The organism is Novosphingobium sp. GW821-FHT09E05, from assembly GCF_059416165.1.
Genome location: NZ_JBWKOQ010000001.1, coordinates 2,343,239 through 2,363,139, shown reverse-complemented (window position 1 = coordinate 2,363,139; position 19,901 = coordinate 2,343,239). Strand labels below are relative to the sequence as shown.

The 19,901-nt window shown below is 67.8% G+C and carries 20 protein-coding genes, 2 tRNA genes and 1 pseudogene; 20 read left to right on the top strand and 3 right to left on the bottom strand.

What is annotated here, in order from left to right:
- Positions 1-7: 7 nt before the first annotated feature.
- Entirely contained in the window at positions 8-1,768 is a 1,761-nt protein-coding gene (locus AC07M9_RS11205; RefSeq protein WP_494883763.1) for a fatty acyl-AMP ligase, read from the bottom strand.
- 152 nt (positions 1,769-1,920) lie between these two features.
- Between AC07M9_RS11205 and AC07M9_RS11200 the strand changes: the two genes are divergently transcribed.
- The 4 genes and pseudogenes from AC07M9_RS11200 to AC07M9_RS11185 form a co-directional block, all read left to right on the top strand.
- The gene (locus AC07M9_RS11200; protein WP_494883762.1) at positions 1,921-2,493 is read left to right on the top strand and encodes a regulatory protein RecX; all 573 of its coding nucleotides are present in this window, start codon (positions 1,921-1,923) and stop codon (positions 2,491-2,493) included.
- Positions 2,494-2,985, top strand: coding sequence for a DUF192 domain-containing protein (locus AC07M9_RS11195; RefSeq protein WP_494883761.1), 492 nt, complete (start codon positions 2,494-2,496; stop codon positions 2,983-2,985). It abuts the gene before it with no gap.
- Positions 2,986-3,053: 68 nt separating this feature from the next.
- Positions 3,054-3,461 (top strand): NADH:ubiquinone oxidoreductase subunit NDUFA12, encoded by a 408-nt coding sequence (locus AC07M9_RS11190; protein WP_494883760.1) that lies wholly within the window; start codon positions 3,054-3,056, stop codon positions 3,459-3,461.
- A gap of 10 nt (positions 3,462-3,471) precedes the next feature.
- Positions 3,472-3,888, top strand: a pseudogene (locus tag AC07M9_RS11185) (DUF2155 domain-containing protein); the annotation flags it as partial.
- Positions 3,889-3,923: 35 nt separating this feature from the next.
- Here the strand turns inward: AC07M9_RS11185 and aat are convergent.
- Positions 3,924-4,766, bottom strand: coding sequence for a leucyl/phenylalanyl-tRNA--protein transferase (gene aat, locus AC07M9_RS11180; RefSeq protein ID WP_494883759.1), 843 nt, complete (start codon positions 4,764-4,766; stop codon positions 3,924-3,926).
- 103 nt (positions 4,767-4,869) lie between these two features.
- Here aat and AC07M9_RS11175 point away from each other — a divergent pair.
- The 16 genes from AC07M9_RS11175 (at position 4,870) to AC07M9_RS11100 (ending at position 18,516) form a co-directional block, all read left to right on the top strand.
- Positions 4,870-4,945, top strand: a tRNA-Trp gene (locus AC07M9_RS11175).
- 224 nt (positions 4,946-5,169) lie between these two features.
- Positions 5,170-6,708, top strand: coding sequence for a hypothetical protein (locus AC07M9_RS11170; protein WP_494883758.1), 1,539 nt, complete (start codon positions 5,170-5,172; stop codon positions 6,706-6,708).
- Positions 6,709-6,854: 146 nt separating this feature from the next.
- Positions 6,855-7,049, top strand: a complete 195-nt coding sequence (gene secE / locus AC07M9_RS11165; RefSeq protein ID WP_494883757.1) for a preprotein translocase subunit SecE — start codon at positions 6,855-6,857, stop codon at positions 7,047-7,049.
- 31 nt (positions 7,050-7,080) lie between these two features.
- Positions 7,081-7,617, top strand: coding sequence for a transcription termination/antitermination protein NusG (gene nusG / locus AC07M9_RS11160; RefSeq protein WP_007684065.1), 537 nt, complete (start codon positions 7,081-7,083; stop codon positions 7,615-7,617).
- Between the two features lie 167 nt (positions 7,618-7,784).
- On the top strand, positions 7,785-8,708 hold the full coding sequence (locus AC07M9_RS11155) for an acyltransferase family protein (protein WP_494883756.1): 924 nt from the start codon (positions 7,785-7,787) through the stop codon (positions 8,706-8,708).
- Positions 8,705-9,742 carry an acyltransferase family protein gene (locus AC07M9_RS11150; RefSeq protein WP_494883755.1) on the top strand — a complete coding sequence of 346 codons (1,038 nt, stop codon included), beginning with the start codon at positions 8,705-8,707 and terminating at the stop codon, positions 9,740-9,742. Before AC07M9_RS11155 ends, AC07M9_RS11150 begins: the two co-directional genes overlap by 4 nt.
- A gap of 179 nt (positions 9,743-9,921) precedes the next feature.
- The gene (gene rplK / locus AC07M9_RS11145; RefSeq protein WP_494883754.1) at positions 9,922-10,353 is read left to right on the top strand and encodes a 50S ribosomal protein L11; all 432 of its coding nucleotides are present in this window, start codon (positions 9,922-9,924) and stop codon (positions 10,351-10,353) included.
- Between the two features lie 3 nt (positions 10,354-10,356).
- Positions 10,357-11,055: a 50S ribosomal protein L1 gene (rplA, locus tag AC07M9_RS11140; protein ID WP_494883753.1), complete on the top strand. Its 699-nt coding sequence runs from the start codon at positions 10,357-10,359 to the stop codon at positions 11,053-11,055.
- A gap of 182 nt (positions 11,056-11,237) precedes the next feature.
- A complete protein-coding gene (locus AC07M9_RS11135; RefSeq protein WP_494883752.1) occupies positions 11,238-12,047 on the top strand; it encodes a pyrroline-5-carboxylate reductase family protein in 810 nt (269 codons plus the stop codon).
- A 137-nt stretch (positions 12,048-12,184) separates the two neighbouring features.
- Complete coding sequence (locus AC07M9_RS11130; protein WP_494883751.1) at positions 12,185-12,925, top strand: Bax inhibitor-1/YccA family protein; 741 nt, start codon at positions 12,185-12,187, stop codon at positions 12,923-12,925.
- A 178-nt stretch (positions 12,926-13,103) separates the two neighbouring features.
- Positions 13,104-13,853, top strand: a complete 750-nt coding sequence (locus tag AC07M9_RS11125; RefSeq protein WP_494883750.1) for a hypothetical protein — start codon at positions 13,104-13,106, stop codon at positions 13,851-13,853.
- Positions 13,854-13,973: 120 nt separating this feature from the next.
- Positions 13,974-14,049, top strand: a tRNA-Ala gene (locus AC07M9_RS11120).
- Positions 14,050-14,219: 170 nt separating this feature from the next.
- Entirely contained in the window at positions 14,220-15,278 is a 1,059-nt protein-coding gene (gene obgE, locus AC07M9_RS11115) for a GTPase ObgE (protein WP_494883749.1), read from the top strand.
- Between the two features lie 158 nt (positions 15,279-15,436).
- Positions 15,437-16,570, top strand: a complete 1,134-nt coding sequence (gene proB, locus AC07M9_RS11110) for a glutamate 5-kinase (RefSeq protein WP_494883748.1) — start codon at positions 15,437-15,439, stop codon at positions 16,568-16,570.
- The gene (locus AC07M9_RS11105) at positions 16,567-17,505 is read left to right on the top strand and encodes an NAD-dependent epimerase/dehydratase family protein (RefSeq protein ID WP_494883747.1); all 939 of its coding nucleotides are present in this window, start codon (positions 16,567-16,569) and stop codon (positions 17,503-17,505) included. The genes proB and AC07M9_RS11105 overlap by 4 nt, the downstream gene beginning before the upstream one ends.
- A gap of 24 nt (positions 17,506-17,529) precedes the next feature.
- The gene (locus AC07M9_RS11100) at positions 17,530-18,516 is read left to right on the top strand and encodes a bile acid:sodium symporter family protein (RefSeq protein ID WP_494883746.1); all 987 of its coding nucleotides are present in this window, start codon (positions 17,530-17,532) and stop codon (positions 18,514-18,516) included.
- 125 nt (positions 18,517-18,641) lie between these two features.
- Here AC07M9_RS11100 and AC07M9_RS11095 read toward each other — a convergent pair whose 3' ends face one another.
- Entirely contained in the window at positions 18,642-19,880 is a 1,239-nt protein-coding gene (locus AC07M9_RS11095) for a cytochrome P450 (protein ID WP_494883745.1), read from the bottom strand.
- Positions 19,881-19,901 lie beyond the last annotated feature (21 nt).

The window sequence follows — 19,901 nt, the reverse complement described above, 5'->3', positions numbered from 1 at the left end:
CGGCCGATCAGGCCGCGAGCTTGAACGGCTCGATCTCGCCCGAAAGGTACAGCTTCTTGGCCTTGGCGCGGCTCAGCTTGCCCGAGCTGGTGCGCGGCAGGCTCTTGGGCGGCACCAGTTCGACGACGCAGTTCATGCCGGTGATCGAGCGGACCTTGTCGCGGATCATCTCGCGCAGTTCGAGGCGCTTGACCGGATCGGAGACGCGGCAGTGGACGAGCACGGCGGGGGTTTCCTCGCCGTTGTCCATCTCGACCGAAAAGGCGGCGATGTCGCCGTGGTTGAAGCCCGGCAGCTGTTCCACGGCCCATTCGATGTCCTGGGGCCAGTGGTTCTTGCCGTTGATGATGATCATGTCCTTGGCGCGGCCGACGATGAACAGGTAGCCCTGTGCCATGTAGCCCATGTCGCCGGTGTCCAGCCAGCCGTCGACCATGCAGGCGGCGGTCGCCTCGGGATCGCGGAAGTAGGAATGCATCACCGACGTGCCGCGGCACCAGACCTTGCCGATCTTGTGGTCTCCGAGGGTGTGACCGTCCTCGCCGCGGATCACCACTTCCATGTCGCGCACGGGCTTGCCGCAGTTGACGATGGCACGGTAGCGGGCGGGGCGGCTGAGGTCGCGGGGGCTGCCCGACAGGCGCTCCTCCTCTACCAGTTCGACGCGGATGCCTTCGCCCGGCGGCATGATGGTCACCGCCAGCGTCGCTTCGGCAAGGCCGTAGCTGGGCAGGAACGCGCTGGCCTTGAAGCCGGCATCGGCGAAAGCGTTGACGAAGTTCTGCATGACGTCAGGGCGGATCATGTCGGCGCCGTTGCCGGCGATCCGCCAGCGCGAGAGGTCGAAGCGGTCGGCGACGGGGCTCTGGCTGGAGATGCGGCGGGCGCAAATGTCGTAGCCGAAGGTCGGCGAGTACGACGCCGTGGTGCCCTGGTTACGCGAGATCAGGTCGAGCCATGCCAGCGGACGACGCGCGAAATCCTCGGTCTTGAGGTAGTCGGCCGAGACCTGGTTGGCGATCAGCGAGAGGAAGCAGCCGACGAGGCCCATGTCGTGATACCACGGCAGCCACGAGACACAGCGGTCCGAGGGCTGGAAATCCATGCCGTGGCTGTGCGCCGCCAGGTTCGCCAGCAACTGGCTGTGGGTCACCGCGACGCCGTGCGGGAAGCGGGTGGAGCCGGAGGAATACTGCAGATAGCAGATGTCATCCGGGCTGGCCTTGGGAAGCTCGACCACCGGGGCATCCTTGGCGGCGAAGTCGGACCAGGTCGCGTGGGCGCAGCCTTGGCGCGTCGCCGCGGCCTGGGTCATCGCGGTGATCTCGTCGGGGCCGATCAGAAGCACGGGGTCCGAGCTGGCGAGCTGGACGGCAAGCTGGTCGATGTAGTTATCCTTGCCGCCGAAGCTGGTGGGCAGGGGCAGCGGCACCGGCCAGGCGCCGGCATAGACCGCGCCGCAGAACAGCGCCGCGAAATCCACGCCGGTCTCGGCGATGAGGGCGACGCGGTCGTCCTTCCTCACGCCGCGCGCGATCAGCGCATGGGCGACCTTGATCGCGTCCTCGCACAGCTCGCTGAAGGGATAGACGCGCGTCAGCGTGCCGCGCGGATCGTGGAAATTGAACCCGCGCCGGCCTTTCGCGGCATAGTCGAGGGCATCGCCGAAGGTGGCGAAGTCGGCGAAGACGCGCTCCAGCGTATCTTCGTTGGGGGTCGGTATAAGTGCCTGACCCGTATTCGGCACCATGCTGATGGTGTCGCCCATGTGTTCTAACCCGTTGTTGTTATACCGTTGTATTCGCGAGATCGGCGCCTCTAACAGGTCCAATGTGAACCCCGGTTAGCTGCGTTTGCGTCCCGATTACGGTCCCACGCACTCTCCCCAATCCGGCCTGAGTGTGGCACGAATAGGGCAGCATGTCGGACAAGCGTCGCAATCAGGGCCGTGTCGGCCCCAAACCCCTGAACCCGGTCCGCCTTGAGGAACTGGCGCTGGCCTATGTCGCGCGCTTCGCGACGACGCAAGCCAGGTTGCGCCTTTATCTCCAGCGCAAGCTTAGGGAACGGGGCTGGGATGGGGAGGACACGCCGCCGCTCGACGGGCTGGTGAGCCGTTATGCCGAGCAGGGCTACGTCGACGATGCGGCCTGGGCGCACATGAAGGCGGGCAGCCTGCTGCGGCGCGGCTACGGCGCCCGCCGGGTGGGCGAGGCGCTGGGGCAGGCAGGGGTGAGCGAGGATCTGCGCGCGGAGGAACGGCCGGGTATAGGCGAGCAGCGCCGCGCCGCGCTGGTGCTGGCGCGTCGCCGCCGCTTCGGCCCTTTCGCGGTTCAGCGCGGCGAAACCGCTGCCGATCCAAAGGCGCGCGACAAGCAGCTGTCGGCGATGCTGCGCGCCGGGCATCCGCTCGACATCGCGCGCCGGATCGTGGAGAGCGATGACGCCGCCGCGCTCGAAGAGTGGGGTGAGTCGGAATTCGGAGACGATTGAATGCGCCTTACCCGCAGCAGTGTTGCCGCAGCCTTCCTCCTGGCCTTTGCGGCCTGTTCGCAGGGCGGTGCCGACGCCGACGCCAAGCCTTCGGCCACGCAGGCCGCCGTCCATCCCGAATCGGGTCTGCCGGTGGTGCCGCTCAAGGTGAAGTCGGCCAAGGGTACCCACGCCTTCCGGGTTGAAGTGGCGACCACCACGCAGGAGCAGGCCAAGGGCCTGATGTTCCGCACCCGGCTGGGCGCCGACGAAGGCATGATCTTCGTCAACAATCCGCCGCGTCCCGCCTCGTTCTGGATGCGCAACACGGTGATCCCGCTCGACATCATCTTCATCGGCACCGACCACCGTATCCTCAACATCGCCGCCAACGCCGTGCCTTACGACGAGACCCCGGTGTCCTCGACCGGCGTTACCTCCGGCGTTCTCGAACTCAACGGCGGCCGCTCTGCCGAACTCGGGATCAAGGCCGGCGACAAGGTCAGCTGGTAGCATTTCTCCATCGCGTATCTCCTCAATGCCCTTGCCTTCCGGGGGGCAGAGGGGCTAGTGCGCCGCTCATGGGAATCCTGTCCAAGATCTTCACCTGGTGGGACGGCGCCACCATCGGCACCTCGCTCTGGAGCGCGCGTAACGGCGAGCACGTCGGCACCGACGCGCAAGGCAACAAGTATTTCCGGTCCACCGGCAAGAACGTCAGGACGACCGAGGGCTACGAGCGCCGCTGGGTGATGTACGTGGGCGCCAACGATGCCAGCAACGTGCCGGCCGAATGGCACGGCTGGCTGCACCACTCCTACGACGGCGTCCCCGAAAGCCACCTGCCGCCGCCGCGGATCTGGGAAGTGGACTACACGCCCAACGCCACCGGCACCGTCACGGCGTACCGCCCGCAGGGCGCGCTGGAGCGCGGAGGCGTGCGCGCCGCCGCGACCGGCGACTACGAAGCCTGGTCCCCGGACGCCTGAGGCTGACGGCATGATCCGGGTGCGGAGCCTTGCCGGCCTGGCCTTGCTGGCGGTCCTCGCCGCCTGCGGAAGCGGCGAACCCGAGCCTGAGGCGCAGGACACAGGGGTCCCCGACGCCATCGCCGGGATGGCTGCCGGCCCTGCACAAGCGGCCCGCGGCCAGCAGATCGGCACTCCGAACAAGGACCGCGTGGTCACGCTCGGCGTCCTCAACAAGCGCAACAACCTGACACAGGACATGGTGATGAAGCCGGGCGAATCGCGCCGGCTTGGCAACCTTGTCGTCAAGGTCTCGACTTGCGAGAAGTCGCTCCCGTGGGAGCGGCCGCAGGAAGAGGGCGCCTTCGTCCAGGTGTTCGTCGAGGAACGGCGCACCACGGCCGAGAAGCTGGCCTGGCGCAAGGTGTTCTCGGGCTGGCTGTTCAAGAACAACCCCTCGCTCAACGTGGTTGAGCACCCGGTCTACGACGTCTGGGTCAAGGCCTGCGCGATGAGCTTCCCGGGCGAGGAGGCGAGCCCGCAGGACGCCGCGTCCGCCAGCAGCGCGCGGAAAGCGTCCGGCAGCGCCAGCACGCCCGCACCTGCCGCGACGCCGTCTCCCACTGCCGCGCCGACGCCGGCCGAACCCGAGCCGGTCGAGGAACCCGTCGCCGCCAACTGATCGGGGGACGCCGATGGCTCGCCCTGCGCGTCCTGTAGCAGCGACAGGTATCGCTTCTGCGGCATCTCCACTGCGCCGAGCGAGGCGAGGTGCGGGGTCATGAACTGGCAGTCTAGCAGGCTGGCGCCGCCGCGCCGCAAAGCCGCCACCAGCCAGCACAGCGCGACCTTCGACGAATCGCTGACACGCGAAAACATCGATTCGCCGCAGAACACCCGGTCGAACCCCACACCATACAGTCCGCCGACCAGTTCGCGCGCAGGGCCCTCTCCCGACCACACCTCGATCGAATGGGCATGGCCGAGGAACTGCAGATTCTCGTAGCTGGCCTGGATGCGGTGGCTGATCCAGCTGCCGCCTTCGTCGCCGTCTTCGTCCTCGCGCACCCGGCGCGGCGCGGCGCAGGCATCCATGACTTGGGAGAACGCCTCGTTGCAGGTCACCGTGAAGCGGCCGCGGCGCAGGCTGCGCGCCAGCGAATGGGACACGCACAGTCCGTCGAGTGGCAGGATCGCGCGTAGCCGCGGCTCGATCCAGAAGATCTCCGGGTCGTCGCGGTTGTCCGCCATCGGGAAGATCCCGCTGCGGTAGGCGAGCATCAGCAGTTCGGGCTCGATGATCGGTTCTGATCGGGGGGCGTGCACGGTCCTTGTCCTAGCAGAAGGCACAATGGTGGCAATCTGTCGGCATCTTATCAATCGCCGCTTGTAATCCGCATCGGGTCAATCTAGGGGGACCTCCGCCCGCAGGAGTGTAGCTCAGTTGGTAGAGCATCGGTCTCCAAAACCGAGGGCCGTGGGTTCGAGTCCCTCCACTCCTGCCAGCATTTCCCGAACATCGCGATAACCTGCCCTTCGGGGCACCTCCGGGTCCGGAGGTCGCAGCGGCGGTTGGCGCGATTGCGGCAGGCCGTTCGCCGCGCTAGCCTCGTGCGCCTTGCCAATTGCCCGGCGCAGACTAGGAGAACCCGTCCGCCGATTCGGACGTGGCCAAGCCTTTTGCGTCGCGGCAACCGAATGGGGCACAGCGGGAAAGATCCAGTCGCACATGCACGCCAGCGCGCATCCTGAACCAGAGGGCCCGGAAGCCGGCAAGCGCCGCTTCCGCACCAGCGAGACCTATCTGCGCACCCGCCACGAAGCGGCCTGGCTGGGCTTCGTCCTGTCGTGCCTGGCGATGCTGCCGGCGCTGCTCGCCTGGACGCCGCAGATGACCGACTACCCGTCGCATCTCGCAGGCTACCGGATCATGCTGGACCATGGGCACGACCCGTTCCTGACGCGCTACTTCCTGTTCAACTGGGAGTGGACCGGCAACCTCGGCGCCGAACTGCTGATGGTGCCGCTCACCCCGCTGCTCGGGCTGGAGGAGGCCGGGCGCTTCATCGTCGCCTCGATCCCGTTCCTCACCGGCATGGCGATCATGGCCGTGGAGTGGAGCCTCAGGAAGCGCATCGGTGTCGGCGCCATCCTCGCCTTCGCCATGATCTGGTCGCCTTCGCTGCTGATGGGCTTCCTCAACTACTCGCTCTCGCTCGCCTTCGCGCTGTTTGCCTTCGCGGGCTGGGTGCGGCTGGAGGGATGGCGGTGGCGCTGGGCGGTGATGGTGCCGGTCGGCTTCGTCGTGTGGATATGCCACGTCTCGGGCTGGGGCGTGATGGGCGTGTTGATATTCGGCTACGAGTGGTCGCGCCGCCGCAGCTGGCTCGACTGGCGACCGCTCCTGAAGCCCTGGCCGCTGGTGTTCCCGCTGCTGCCGATGCTGCTGGGCATGGGCGCCAATTCCAAGGTCTCCTACGGCCGCTGGGGCGTGCTCGAGTACAAGTGGGGCATCCTCTACAAGGCGATGCGCAGCTACGATCAGGTCCTCGACATCACCAGCCTGTGCCTGGTGGTGGCGGTCGTGGCCGCCGCGCTCGTACTGCGCCGCTTCGACGGCCGGGTCGGCTGGGCGGCACTGATCCTGCTCATCCTGACGCTCATCGTGCCGCGGCAGATCTTCGGCGGCGACTATGCCGACTACCGCCTGAGCACCGCCGCGCTGATGGTCGCCTGCATGGCGATCGACTGGCCGGTGCCGCGCTGGGGACTGGCGCTGGCAAGCCTGCTGTTCACGGTGCGCATCGCGGTGACGAGCGTGGTCTGGTACCAGGACGCGCAGACCGCGCGCCAGCTCGTCGCCGCGCTCGACCATGTACCCGAAGGCGCGCGCGTGGCGACCGCCGTGGCGATCCCGCGCTCGCAGTGGCTGTTCGGGCCGTTCGAGCACTTCGGCAGCTTTGCGGTCGTGCGCCGCAGCGCGATGGAGAATTCGAACTTCGCGCTGCCCGACGTCCACATGCTGTCGATGCGCGAGACGCGCTACCGCTTCAACGATCCCACCCAGCGCATCCTCTATTCGCCGCGCCAGCGGATCGACCTCAGGAAGTTCAAGCCGGCCCGCCATGCCGATTACCTCTGGTACATCGGCGACAAGCAGCCGGTGGGCATCCCCGACGGCGCCCGGATCGTCTACGCGACGCCCAACTCGTTCCTCGCACGGCTTCCCGACGCGGTGGACCTTGCAAATCCGGGCGACGGAAGCTAAGTCGCGGTTTCCTTCCGACAAGCGGACTTCACCAAGCCCCTCCCGACCCCGGTCGGGGCGGCGATGAACCCTAGCCGGAAGACACGAGAATTTTCGCGCCCGGACCTGTGCCGGGCACCAGGCAAGCGACGAGAGAGCGACGTAAGATGGCCAAGACAACCCCCGGCGAATTCATGCGCCAGGTCCAGGCGGAAGCGCGCAAGATCCACTGGCCCTCGCGCCAGGAGACGGTGACGACGGCGATCTTCGTCGGCATCATGACGGTGCTTCTCGCCACGTTCTTCCTGGGCATCGACGCGCTGTTCGGCTGGGTCGTCAGCTCGCTGCTGTCGCTGCTCTGATCGCACGAAACTAGGACACGAAGAGACAACCATGGCCCGCTGGTACATCATCCACGCCTATTCCGGTTTCGAGAACAAGGTGAAGGAATCCATCCTCTCGGAAGCCGAGCGGATGGGCCTCTCGCAGCTCGTCGAGGACGTGCAGGTTCCCGCAGAGACCATCACCGAGGTCAAGCGCGGCAAGAAGGTCCAGGTCGAGCGCAAGACCATGCCCGGCTACGTGCTCGCCAAGCTGCATCTCAACGACGACGTCTACCACCTCGTCAAGAACACTCCCAAGGTGACCGGCTTCCTCGGTTCCATGGGCAAGCCGCAGGCGATCAGCGAGAACGAGGCGAAGCGCTACTTCGGCGCCGCCGAACTCGCCGCCGCCACGCCGCGCAAGACCATCAGCATCGACTACGAGATCGGCGATTCGGTGAAGGTCCTCGACGGTCCGTTCGCCAGCTTCAACGGCATCGTGGAAGAGCTCGATTTCGACAAGAACCGCGTCAAGGTCGCGGTGTCGATCTTCGGCCGCGCCACGCCGGTCGAGCTCGAATTCGAGCACGTCGAACTCAGCAAGTAAGCGGCGCCGGGCGGTTTCGCCCGGTTCCCCTGCAGTCACCAACCGCCCCGTGCGCCGACCGGCGTTGCGGGGCGGCCTGCATTTAGCGCCCAGCTAAGGCACGGTTAGCGCCGACTTAACGATTGTGGTGGCATGAGCCGCGCATGGTCAGGGGGCGCTTGGACGGATTGGACGGACTGCGGGGCATCGCCGCCCTGTGCGTGTTCCTGTCGCACGTCTTCGCCGACATTCCCGGCAACGCCTATCTGGCGGTCGACTTCTTCTTCATGCTGAGCGGCTACGTCATGGCGCGCAGCTACGAGGATCGGCTGAGGGAAGGCGGCGGGGCGGCGACCGCCGGCTTCATGCGCGCGCGATTCGTCAGGCTCTATCCGCTGGTCTTCCTTGGCAGCATGCTGGGCATACCCTGGCTGCTCGCCGACAGCGGGCAGGGCGCATGGCTGATCGCGGTTGTGGGCCTGCTGGTCATGCCGGTCATGCTCAACCCGCCCGCCTGGTCGATCGGCTGCGAGCTGGGTGCCAACCTTGTCCACGGCCTGCTCTTCGCCCGGATGCCCACGCGGCGCCTCGCCGCATTGAGCGCGGTCCTGCTGGTGCTGCTGGTGTTCGCGGCGCGGGGGAAGGGGCTGGGCTTCCCGCCCGGACCCGAAAACTGGGTGCTCGTCTTCGTGCGCACGCTGGCGCCCTACGGCATGGGCGTGGTCCTCTACCGAACCTGGCGGGACCGGCCGCCGATCCGGGTCGGCGCGGCCTTCACCTGGAGCGCGATGCCGGCATTCTTCGCCCTGTCCATCGTGACGGGGCTCGCCAACACTCTTGCCGACTTCACCTTCGTCGCCGTGCTGTGCCCGCTGCTCATCGCGGGAGGCCTGCGCAGCGGCGGCGGCTCGCGGCTGGCGATGGGGGCGGGGGCCCTGTCGTTCCCGCTCTATGCCGTCCACGGTCCCGTGATCCTGACCCTGCAGGCGCTGGACGTGGCGAGAAGCTGGCAGGTCGCGCTCGGGCTTGCCTCCGGGGTCGGCGCCCTGTGGCTTTCGCGCCGCCTGACCTGCGTTCTTCGCGGCCCCGGCCTGAAGGCCCTGCAATCATGACGTCCGGCCGCTCCCGCCTGACCTCGCTCGACGGCCTGCGCGGCCTCGCGGCCTGCGGCGTCGCATTCCTCTACCACCCCTTGCTCGAGTTCGACGCCTCCGTCATGGCCGGTGCGCCGTCTCTGGTGATCTGGCTCCGCGACTGGGGCTGGACCTTCGTCGACCTGTTCTTCCTGATCTCCGGCTATATCTTCGCACATGTCTATCTGCCGGGCGGTGGACTCGAGCGGGCAGGCATGGCCGATTTCGCGGTGGCGCGCGTGGCCCGGCTCTATCCGCTGCACCTGCTGACACTGTTCGCGTCGGCCGTGATATTTGCCGGGAGCGCCGACAACACCTGGGCCGCGTTCGCCGCCCACCTGTTCATGGCGCAGGCCTTCGTCGGGAAGGTCAGCCACACCTTCAACGGCCCCTCGTGGTCGATCTCGGTCGAGATCGTGTGCTACCTCGTCTTCGTGCTCGCGGCCGTGCGCGGTGACCGGACGCTGCGCTGGGTGACCGGCGGTGCGATCGTGGTGGCTCTGGTGCATTTCGCGCTGCAGGGCCGTGCGGGCGGCCCCTGGGTCGGCGACGGCGTGCCGCGCGGACTGCTGGGTTTCTTCCTCGGGCAAGTGCTGTGGCGGCGGCGCGCCTGCCTTGCGACGGTGCCGGTGGCGGCACTCGTCACCGGACTGGCGCTTGGCCTCGCCATCGACATGGGAAGCGCCAGTCCGCTGCCGCCGGTCTGCCTGCTCGCCTGGCCCTGCGCGCTGCTGCTGGCCTTGCGCCTGCCGCTGCTGGCGAGCCGCGCGGCGGTATGGCTCGGGGACCGCTCCTATGCGGTCTACCTCATTCACTTTCCCTGCCTGGCGATCTTCGTCCCCTCGCTGAAGGCCGCGGAGACCGGCTGGCTGGCGGGGACGATCACGCTGGGCTATGCCGCGCTGGTGCTGGTGCTGAGCGACCTGGCCTATCGCCGCTTCGAAGTCCCGGCCCGACGCGCCGTCCGCGCCGCGTGGGAGCGGCGGGCGGGGTCGGCGACCAGCCCCGCCTGAGGCGGGCGCAAACGCGCTCTTTCCTTTTGCCGGCGTTTCGTTTAGGGGCGCCCCCTTCGGACCGGCCTCGGCCGGAACGATTCCCTCGCGGGAGGATGCCTTCGGGCATCCGTTCTCACCGCTAGGCATGAGCGTTCCCGGGTTTCGGGCGCGCGACAGTGTGAAAAAGGAGCGGCCACATGGCCAAGAAGATTACAGGTTACATCAAGCTGCAGGTTCCGGCCGGCAAGGCCAACCCGTCGCCGCCGATCGGTCCGGCGCTGGGTCAGCGCGGCGTGAACATCATGGAATTCTGCAAGGCGTTCAACGCCGCCACGCAGGAACTCGAGAACGGCATGCCGATCCCGACCATCATCACCGTCTACGCGGATCGCAGCTTCACCTTCGTCACCAAGACGCCCCCCGCCACCTTCCTCATCAAGAAGGCCGCCGGCCTGAAGTCGGGTTCGAAGGAGCCGGGCAAGGTGTCCGCCGGAACGATCAAGATGTCGCAGCTGGCCGAGATCGCCCAGGTCAAGATGGCCGACCTCAATGCCAACGACATTGACGCGGCGACGAAGATCATTGCAGGCTCCGCTCGCGCGATGGGCCTCCAGGTTGTGGAGGGCTAATCCATGAAGACCACCAAGAAGCAGAAGTCGCTGTCGGAAAAGCTGGGCGACAACATGAAGCTCTACGCCGTCGGCGAAGCGCTCCAGACCCTGCGCGACCTCAAGACCACCAAGTTCGACGAGACCGTTGAAGTCGCGCTGAACCTGGGCGTCGATCCGCGCCACGCCGACCAGATGGTCCGCGGCATGGTCTCGCTCCCGGCCGGCACCGGCAAGGAAGTCCGCGTCGCCGTGTTCGCCAAGGGCGACAAGGCCGCCGAGGCTCTCGCCGCCGGCGCCGACAAGGTTGGCGCCGAAGACCTCATGGAAGACATGCAGGCCGGCAACCTCGACTACGACCGCGTCATCGCCACCCCGGACATGATGGGCGTCGTCGGCCGTCTCGGTAAGCTGCTGGGTCCCAAGGGCCTGATGCCCAACCCGAAGCTGGGCACCGTCACCCCGAACGTCACGCAGGCCGTGAAGGACGCCAAGGGCGGCCAGATCGAGTTCCGCGTCGAGAAGCAGGGCATCATCCACGCCGGCATCGGCAAGATGTCGTTCTCGGACGAAGACCTGAAGTCGAACTTCGCCGCTTTCGTCGACGCGATCGTCAAGGCGAAGCCGGCCGGCGCCAAGGGCAAGTACGTCCGCAAGGTGTCGCTGTCCTCGTCGATGGGCCCCGGCCTGAAGATCGACACGACCGAAGTCACCGGCGCCTGATCCTTCAGGACCGCTGAAACAGACAGGGGGCCGGGAAGAGCGATCTTCCCGGCCCTTTTTCTGTGCCCTGCGATCCCGGTCCTGCGGCGGGCGATGGCCCATGGCCCGCGCAGCCGCTTGGCCCTTGGCACGCCGTTCCCGCTCGCCTAAGCCGCGCGCCGTCACTCATGGGGAATATGGACATGGACCGGTTTCAAAGCATCCTGCTCGTCGGCTGCGGCAACATGGCCGGGGCGATGCTCACAGGCTGGCTGGCCGGCGGCATGGCGCCTGCGCGCTTCACCGTGGTCGATCCCCACCGCGAAACCGTGCCCGAGGGCGTGACGCTGCTGCGCGAACTGCCCGCCGAGGGCCGGTTCGACGCGGTGCTGCTGGGCGTGAAGCCGCAGGGGCTCGACGACGTGGCCCCGCTGCTGGCGCCGCTGCTGGGCGGGCAGGCGGTGCTGTTCTCGATCCTCGCGGGCGTCGAGTTCGACAGTCTCGCCGCGCGCTTCCCCGGGGCGGGCGCGCTGGTGCGGATCATGCCCAACCTCGCCGCCGCCATCGGCAGGTCGCCGATCGCGCTCGACGCGCGCGGGCTCGACGAGATCGGCCGCGCCGCCGTGACGGCGCTGATGGCGCCGCTCGGGACCCCGGAATGGCTGGCGGGCGAGCACCTGTTCGACGCCGTGACCGCGCTGGCGGGCTGCGGCCCGGCCTTCGTCTACCGCTTCATCGACTCGCTCGCGGCCGGGGCCGTGGCGCTCGGGCTCGAGGAAGGACAGTCGCAGCGCCTGGCGCTCGCCATGGTCGAGGGCGCCGCGCTGCTGGCGGGTGCGTCCGAATTCTCGCCGGGCGAACTGGCCGACAAGGTGGCGAGCCCCGGCGGCTCGACCCGTGCGGGCATGAACGTGCTGGACGAAGGAAATGCCCTCGGCGAGGTGATCGCCAGCGCCATGACCGCCTCGCGCGACCGCAATGCGGAGATGGCCGCCGCCGCCCGGCAGGGATAACGCTCCGTTCCGGCAGCGATATACACTTTGTCACAAATGCCGGGCGCCGGTTTTCCTTGAAACTTGGTGGGGTCGGGGCGATATTCCCTTTCGTGCGGAACCGCATTGTGCTGGTTTTCCGCGAAAGGGAGTTAGAAATGGCGAATTGGAACGACCCCCAGCCCCGCACGGGCTTCGGTGCGTCTCCGAGCCTAGACGGGCGCACCGCCGGCCGGACGACCTACGATGCCGGTTTGCGGCGGCACATGCTGTCGATCTACAACTACATGGCCTCGGGCGTCCTGCTTTCGGGCATCGTGGCGTTCGTCTTCGCGAATTACGGTTTCGCGGCCGCGATGATGGGCAGCCCGATCAAGTGGCTGGTCATGCTCGCGCCGCTGGGCTTCGTCTTCGCGATCAGCGGCGGTGCGCAGCGCTTCAGCGAATCCACCCTGAAGGTCCTGTACTGGGGCTTCGCGGCAGTGATGGGCATGTCGCTCTCGACGATCTTCCTGATCTACACGAGCTCGTCGATCGCAACCACGTTCTTCGCGACGGCCGCCGCCTTCGCGGGCCTGAGCCTCTACGGCTACACTACGAAGAAGGACCTGTCGGGCTTCGGCACGTTCCTCATCATGGGCGTGGTCGGCATCCTGATCGCGTCGCTGGTGAACATCTTCGTGGGTTCCACGATGCTGCAGCTGGCGATCTCGATCCTCGGCGTGCTGATCTTCGCGGGCCTCACCGCCTACGACACGCAGATGCTCAAGAACCAGTACGCCCAGCTGCGCGGCACCGACTTCGTCGGCAAGGCCGTGATCCTCGGCGCGCTGAGCCTGTACCTGGACTTCATCAACATGTTCCAGTTCCTGCTCAGCTTCCTCGGCCAGAGGGACTGAGCGGGCGCTGACCCTGCGCCTGCGGATGAAACCGGAATGGAGGGAAAACCCCTTCTGAGCGATTAATCCACAGTCCAGATTCGTATAGCCATGATGCCCGGTGCGTTTCGTCGCACCGGGCATTTGCTTTATAGGCTCGCAGCGTTAGACCTTTTTTCCTGTGATGGAGAATACGTGCGTGAAAATCGGGATTGAGATCAAGGCAAGCGAGCGGGGCGCGCGCCGCCTGCCATTGCTGGCGGGCTCCGTTCTCGCCGTGACGCTGGCCACCCTCGCAGGCTGCGCCAAGGCGCCGCCGCCGCCGCCGCCGCCGCCGCCGGTGGTCGTCATCCCGCCGATGCCGTCGCCGCCGATGGGCGCGCAGGCGGAAATGACGATCCCCCCGATCGCCGAGGACGGGCAGCGCCATACCGTCAATTACGGCATCTCCACCTCGCAGGCGGTGTGGAACCTGCGCTCGGCCTACAACGTCGCTGCGCTGAACTGCATCGAGCCGGAATACGCGCCGATCCTGGAAGGCTACAAGCGCTTCCTCAAGACCTACGACAAGTCGCTCCACAAGGCCTCGCTAGAGATCGACCGCAGCTTCCAGAGCCAGCACAAGGGCCGCGCCGCGATCGTCGCGCGCGAGACGTACCAGACGCAGGTCTACAACTTCTTCTCGCTGCCGCCCGTCGATGCGGGCTTCTGCCGTGCGGCGATGGAAGTCTCCACCGAGCTGATGACGGTCGAGCCCAGCCAGTTCGAGGGGTACTCCTACCAAGGCCTCGCCAAGCTGGAGGCGCCGTTCAAGGAGTTCTTCACCGCCTTCGAACAGTACCGCGCCGACCTCGCCGCGTGGCAGGCGCGCTACGGCGCGGGCGGCCTGATAACGGTGCGGCCGACCTCGGAACAGACGATGGCGCAGACCAAGGGCTTCAGCCAGTAAGCGGGCGCTGCATGGGCGCGGAATCGGCGCCCATGCATTTTTGGCCTTTCCGGCGGGAGTTCTCTTCGCTAAGGGGGCGCTCCGGTACGGCGCATGCCGTGGCGGGCATGATACTGGAACGGGGCCGTAGCTCAGCTGGGAGAGCGCGTCGTTCGCAATGACGAGGTCAGGGGTTCGATCCCCCTCGGCTCCACCAGTATCGACATTTTAGGCGTGTTCGGGGCAACCGGGCATCACCCGGCCCGAGACACGGCCGGGTTTTTTGTTTATCTGCGGCAGGTGGCGCATACGGGACGGTGAAGGTTCCGGCGGCCGGGACCGGTCGCAACAGGAGCGCTGATTGAGCGCCGGAAGCGATCAGGACCGATGCATTTTCTAGACCAGGCCAAGATCTATACCCGTGCAGGCGGCGGCGGACCCGGAGCGGTGAGCTTCCGGCGTGAGATGTACGTCGAATACGGCGGCCCCGACGGCGGCAACGGTGGCAAGGGCGGCGACATCATCTTCGAGGCCGTCGCCGGCCTCAACACGCTGATCGACTTCCGCTACACCCAGCACTTCAAGGCGCCGCGCGGCGGGCACGGCATGGGCCAGAACCGCAACGGCGCGGCGGGCAAGAACCTCGTCATCAAGGTGCCGATCGGCACCCAGGTCATCGCCGACGACGAGGACCGCGACACCGTCCTGCTCGACCTGACCGAGCCCGGCCAGCGCGTGGTCTTCAGCGAGGGCGGCCTCGGCGGACGCGGCAACGCCAGCTACAAGACCAGCACCAACCGCGCGCCGCGCCAGCACCAGCCCGGCATCCAGCCGGAAGAGCAGTGGGTGTGGCTGCGCCTCAAGCTGCTGGCCGACGTCGGCCTCGTCGGCATGCCCAACGCGGGCAAGTCCACCTTCATCAACAAGCTGTCGAACGCCAAGGCCAAGGTCGGCGACTATGCCTTCACCACGCTGCGTCCGCAGCTGGGCGTCGTGACCCACAATCACCGTGAGTTCGTGGTGGCCGACATTCCGGGCCTGATCGCGGGCGCCGCCGACGGCGCGGGCGTGGGGGACCGGTTCCTCGGCCACATCGAGCGCTGCCGCGTGCTCGTCCACCTCATCGACATCTCCAACACCGACCCGGTCGAGGCCATGCAGATCGTCGAGGAGGAACTGGAAGCCTACAGCGAGGACCTGGCCGACAAGCCGCGCCTCGTCGCGCTGAACAAGATCGATCTCGTCGACGATGCGCTGGCGGCCGACTACGCCAAGCTGCTGCTCAAGGCCGGCGCCGACGAGGTGTTCCCGATCTCGGGCGCCACGGGCAAGGGCATGTCGAAGCTGCTCGACGCAATCATCGACTACCTCCCCGCCGCCACCGTGACCGAGCGTCCCGCCGGCGAGCGCGAGGAACTCGACGACAAGCCGTGGTCGCCGATCTGATCGCGTGAAACCCTCCCTTTCGCGGCGCGACGGCGAGGGGCACCGCCTGCGGGCTCCGGGGGGCTGGGCGCCAGGGCCCATGCGTTCCGCCGCCGCGCCCATCCGCGCAAGCTGACGCTTTCCACCTACCGGCTATTACCCTAGAGGCTGGCGCTCCCATGCCCATTTCCCGACTCTCCGATCTCGCCGACGCCGCTCTCGCACCTCGCCTTGTCATCAAGGTGGGCTCGGCGCTGCTCGTCGGCCCGGAAGGCGTGCGGCGCGACTGGGTGGCCGGGCTCGTGGCCGAAATCGCCGAGGCGCGGGACCGGGGGCAGGACGTCATCGTCGTGTCGTCGGGCGCGATCGCGCTGGGCGCGGCGACGCTGGGGCTGGAGAAGGGCGGGCGCGGCAGCCTTGCCGACGCGCAGGCCAGTGCCGCCGTCGGCCAGATCGCGCTCTCGGGGCTATGGGCTCAGCTGCTGGGCGATCACGGCATCACGGCCGCGCAGATGCTGCTGACGCTCGACGACCTCGAGGATCGCCGCCGCTACCTCAACGTCACCGCCACGCTGACCCGGCTGCTCGATGCGGGCGCGGTGCCCGTCATCAACGAGAACGATTCGGTCGCGACGCAGGAAATCCGCTTCGGCGACAACGACCGCCTCGCCGCGCGCGTGGCGCAGGCCGCGCAGGCGAGCGCGGTGGTGCTGCTTTCGGACATCGACGGACTCTACGACCGCCATCCGAAACTGCCCGGCGCGACGCTGATCCCGGTAGTCGAGGGGGTCACGCGCGAGGTCCACGCCATGGCGAGCACCGAATCGAACTCGGGCATGGGCTCGGGCGGCATGGTGTCGAAGCTGCAGGCGGCCGAGATCGCCGAACTCGCGGGCATCTGCCTCGTCATCGGCAACGGCCAGCACGACCGGCCGGTCGAGCGCATCATGGCGCAGGGCATCGGCACGTTGTTCGTGCCCGGCCTCAGGAAAGCCGGCGCGCGCAAGGCGTGGCTGGGCGGACGGCTCAAGCTCAAGGGCGAACTTATCGTCGACGACGGCGCCGCGGCGGCGCTGCGCCGGGGTTCGAGCCTGCTCGCCAAGGGCATCACCGCGGTCGAGGGGGTGTTCGGGCGCGGCGATCCGGTGGCGATCGTCGATGGCGAGGGCCGGGTGCTGGCGCACGGCCTTTCCGAATACGACGCGGCCGAGTGCGCGGCGATCGTCGGGCTGCATTCGAACGCGCAGGAAGCCGTACTCGGCTACGCGCCGCGCTCCTCGGTGGTCCACCGCGACCAGATGGTGATGAAGTGAACAGAGTGGACCGGCCGATCATCGCGCTCACCGGGGCGACCGGGTTCGTCGGGCAGGCCGTGCTCGATGCCGCGCTCGCTGCCGGCTACGCCGTGCGGGCCCTGACGCGCCGCGCCCAGCCGGAGCGCAAGCACGTCGACTGGGTCGGCGGCGACCTTGCCGATAGCGCCGCTCTGGCCGAGCTGACGCGCGGGGCCGAAGCGGCGATCCATGTCGCCGGCGTGGTGAACGCGCCCGATGCGGCCGGGTTCGAGGCGGGCAACGTCACCGGCACGCTCAACCTGATCGAGACGCTGGTCTCGCAGGGTATCCGGCGGCTCGTCCACGTCTCCTCGCTATCCGCGCGCGAGCCGGAGCTTTCCATCTACGGGGCATCGAAGGCCAAGGCCGAGAAGTTCATCATGGCCAGCTCGCTCGACTGGACGATCGTGCGACCGCCCGCGATCTACGGGCCGCGCGACAAGGACATGCTCGAGCTGTTCAAGGCCGCGCGCTGGGGCGTCATGCCGATGCCCAGGGAAGGCCGCGCCTCGATGATCCATGTCGAGGACCTTGCGCGTCTGCTGGTCGCTTTGGTTCCGGGAGACGGCGAGCGGGTCGGCGGCGTCAGCGGACGGATCTTCGAGCCCGACGACGGCAAGCCGCAGGGCTGGGACCACTACGAGACGGCGCTGGCGATCGGCTGGTCGATGGGCAAGCGCCCGCGCGTGATCGGCCTGTCGCATGCCATGCTCAGCCGCGTGGCGCGCCTCGACAAGTTTTTGCGCGGGCCGCGCGCAAAAATGACTCTCGACCGTGCGGGCTATTTGAGCCACCCGGACTGGGTGGTTTCGCCCGAGGCCGCGGTTCCCGCCGCGCTCTGGCAGCCGCGCATCGAGACGCGCGAGGGGCTGAAGTCCACCGCGCAGTGGTACCGCGAGCAGAAGTGGCTCTGACGACATAACGGGGAAATTGCACGGATGAAGGGGCTGCTCGCGCGCTTGAATATCGATCCCTACCTGTTGCTGCTGGTCGGCACGGTGGGGCTGGCCTCGGTCCTGCCGGCGCGCGGCATCTGGGCGGACATCGCGGGCGGCGTCGCGGACGCGGGCATCGCGCTGCTGTTCTTCCTGCACGGCGCCAAGCTCTCGCGCGAGGCGATCCTCGACGGCGCGCGGGCGTGGAAGCTGCACCTGACGGTGGCGGCGGTGACCTTCGTGCTGTTCCCGCTGATCGGCCTCGGCGTCCGCGCCATCCCCGGGCTCGAGCCTTCGCTGGCGACGGGCGTGCTGTTCCTCACGCTGCTGCCCTCGACCGTGCAGTCCTCGATCGCCTTCACCGCGATCGCCGGCGGCAACGTCGCGGCGGCGGTGTGCAGCGCCTCGTTCTCGAACCTTGCGGGCATCTTCATCACGCCGCTGCTGACCGCGCTGCTGATCACCGGCGACAGCGGGGGCTTTTCCACCGACCCGGTCATCGCCATCGCCACGCAGTTGCTGCTGCCGTTCCTGGCGGGTCATTTCCTGCGCCCGTGGATCGGCGGCTTCGTGACGCGCAACAAGAAGATCCTGGGCTACGTCGATCGCGGCTCGATCCTGCTGGTGGTCTATACCGCCTTCGGGGCGGCGGTGATCGAGGGGCTGTGGCAGAAGGTGACGCTGGGCGAACTGGGCCTGATCGCGGTGATCTCGCTCGCCGTGCTGGCGGTGGTCATGGTGATCTCGACCGTGGTCGGCAAGGCGCTGGGCTTCTCGCGTGAGGACCGGATCGTGCTCCTGTTCTGCGGCTCCAAGAAGAGCCTGGCGACCGGCGTGCCGCTGGCCGGCGTGCTGTTTCCGGCAGCACAGGTCGGCGCGATCATCCTGCCGCTGATGTTCTTCCACCAGATCCAGTTGATGGTCTGCGCGGTGCTGGCGCGGCGCTTCGCGGCGGAGAACGAGAAGGCGGAGCTGGCCGTACAGGCCTGAGGCCGGCACTTCCCGGCCAGGTAGCGCCCGAGCTCCTGCCCCGTAAATGCAAACAAGCCGGTCGGGGCGACGGAGATTTTTTCAACCGCCCCGGTTCCTTCAACTTGGCTGAGTGAGGCTGCCCGTCACCCCACCGGCTCGGGCACGCGGGCCGGCGCCGGGTCGAAGGCGATCGGCAGCGACCTGATGCCCCAGACCCCGCAGAAGCTGCGCCATTCCGGCACGGCGGCGTGGCGCGGGTTGGTCAGGCGCTGGGCGATGAGGTGCGTCGCTTCCTCGACATTGGCCTGCGCGAGGAACTGGCCGAGGCAGATGTGCATGCCGCGCCCGAAGGCGAGCGGTGCGGTGCGGTCGGGGCGCTCGGGATCGAAGTCGAGCGGCCGTGCGAACAGCGCCGGGTCGCGGCCCGAGATGCCGAGCGGGAACAGCAGCATGGTGCCCGCCGGGATCGTCACGCCCTCCCACGTCACCTCGCGGGTGGTGACACGGTAGGTGTTCGAAGGACTGGTGAGGCGAAGCTGTTCGCGCACGACCTTGCGGCAGTAGTCGCGGTCGCTCGCGCAGCGCTCCCACATCGCGGGATGGGCGATCATCGAATCCATCAGCAGCGTCAGCAGGTTCTTGGAGGTGTCGTAGCCCGCGCCGAACAGGAACACGAGCATCTGGCGCAGTTCCTTGGCGGTGAGGTCGCCGCGCGTCTCGGCGGCGATGAGGTCGTCGAGCAGGTCGCCCCTTTCGCCATCGCGCCCGCGCTCCTCGATCAGCTCGTCGACGAAGCGCCAGAGCACCTGATAGGCCTCCTCGATGCGGGGCATGTCCTCGACGATCATGTTGAAACTGGTGCCCTGCACCTCGAGCGAGGAGATGATCGCCGGCAGCCGCGCGACGTCGCCTCCGATCAGCGCGAACATCACGCGGACGGGGAAGTTGGCGGCGAATTCGGTGAAGTCGAACGCGCCGCGGGGCGCCCATTCGTCCAGCAGGGCGGCGATCGTCTCGATCATCACCGGGCGCATGCGCTTGACGTTGCCCGGCCCGAAGGCGGCGCTGACGCTGGAGCGCAGGCGGTGGTGGTCGGCGCCGTGGCGGACGAGCAGCATCTCCTGCGCGAAGTCGCCCCAGCCGGTGCCCTGCGCGCCCATGATCGCGACGATCTCGCTGCCGGGCATCGCCAGTGCATCGTCCATGCGCAGGATCTCATCGATGGCGCGGTACGAGGTGAGCACCGGGCCGATTACGCTCGTCGCCAACCAGGGATGGCGGGTGCGGGCCGCTTCCAGCCAGGGCGTCGGGTCGTTCGAAAACGCGGCGGTCTCGACGGGCAAGTGGAACAGGTCCGGGCCTGCTATGGGCTGCGCGGGCATGAGGGGCCTCTCTCCTCGCCG

Coding starts and splice junctions, on each gene's coding strand:
- AC07M9_RS11205 (WP_494883763.1), bottom strand. CDS start 1,768: ATGGGCGACACCATCAGCATGGTGCCGAATACGGGTCAGGCACTTATA.
- AC07M9_RS11200 (WP_494883762.1), top strand. CDS start 1,921: ATGTCGGACAAGCGTCGCAATCAGGGCCGTGTCGGCCCCAAACCCCTG.
- AC07M9_RS11195 (WP_494883761.1), top strand. CDS start 2,494: ATGCGCCTTACCCGCAGCAGTGTTGCCGCAGCCTTCCTCCTGGCCTTT.
- AC07M9_RS11190 (WP_494883760.1), top strand. CDS start 3,054: ATGGGAATCCTGTCCAAGATCTTCACCTGGTGGGACGGCGCCACCATC.
- AC07M9_RS11170 (WP_494883758.1), top strand. CDS start 5,170: ATGCACGCCAGCGCGCATCCTGAACCAGAGGGCCCGGAAGCCGGCAAG.
- secE (WP_494883757.1), top strand. CDS start 6,855: ATGGCCAAGACAACCCCCGGCGAATTCATGCGCCAGGTCCAGGCGGAA.
- nusG (WP_007684065.1), top strand. CDS start 7,081: ATGGCCCGCTGGTACATCATCCACGCCTATTCCGGTTTCGAGAACAAG.
- AC07M9_RS11150 (WP_494883755.1), top strand. CDS start 8,705: ATGACGTCCGGCCGCTCCCGCCTGACCTCGCTCGACGGCCTGCGCGGC.
- rplK (WP_494883754.1), top strand. CDS start 9,922: ATGGCCAAGAAGATTACAGGTTACATCAAGCTGCAGGTTCCGGCCGGC.
- rplA (WP_494883753.1), top strand. CDS start 10,357: ATGAAGACCACCAAGAAGCAGAAGTCGCTGTCGGAAAAGCTGGGCGAC.
- AC07M9_RS11135 (WP_494883752.1), top strand. CDS start 11,238: ATGGACCGGTTTCAAAGCATCCTGCTCGTCGGCTGCGGCAACATGGCC.
- AC07M9_RS11130 (WP_494883751.1), top strand. CDS start 12,185: ATGGCGAATTGGAACGACCCCCAGCCCCGCACGGGCTTCGGTGCGTCT.
- obgE (WP_494883749.1), top strand. CDS start 14,220: ATGCATTTTCTAGACCAGGCCAAGATCTATACCCGTGCAGGCGGCGGC.
- proB (WP_494883748.1), top strand. CDS start 15,437: ATGCCCATTTCCCGACTCTCCGATCTCGCCGACGCCGCTCTCGCACCT.
- AC07M9_RS11100 (WP_494883746.1), top strand. CDS start 17,530: ATGAAGGGGCTGCTCGCGCGCTTGAATATCGATCCCTACCTGTTGCTG.
- AC07M9_RS11095 (WP_494883745.1), bottom strand. CDS start 19,880: ATGCCCGCGCAGCCCATAGCAGGCCCGGACCTGTTCCACTTGCCCGTC.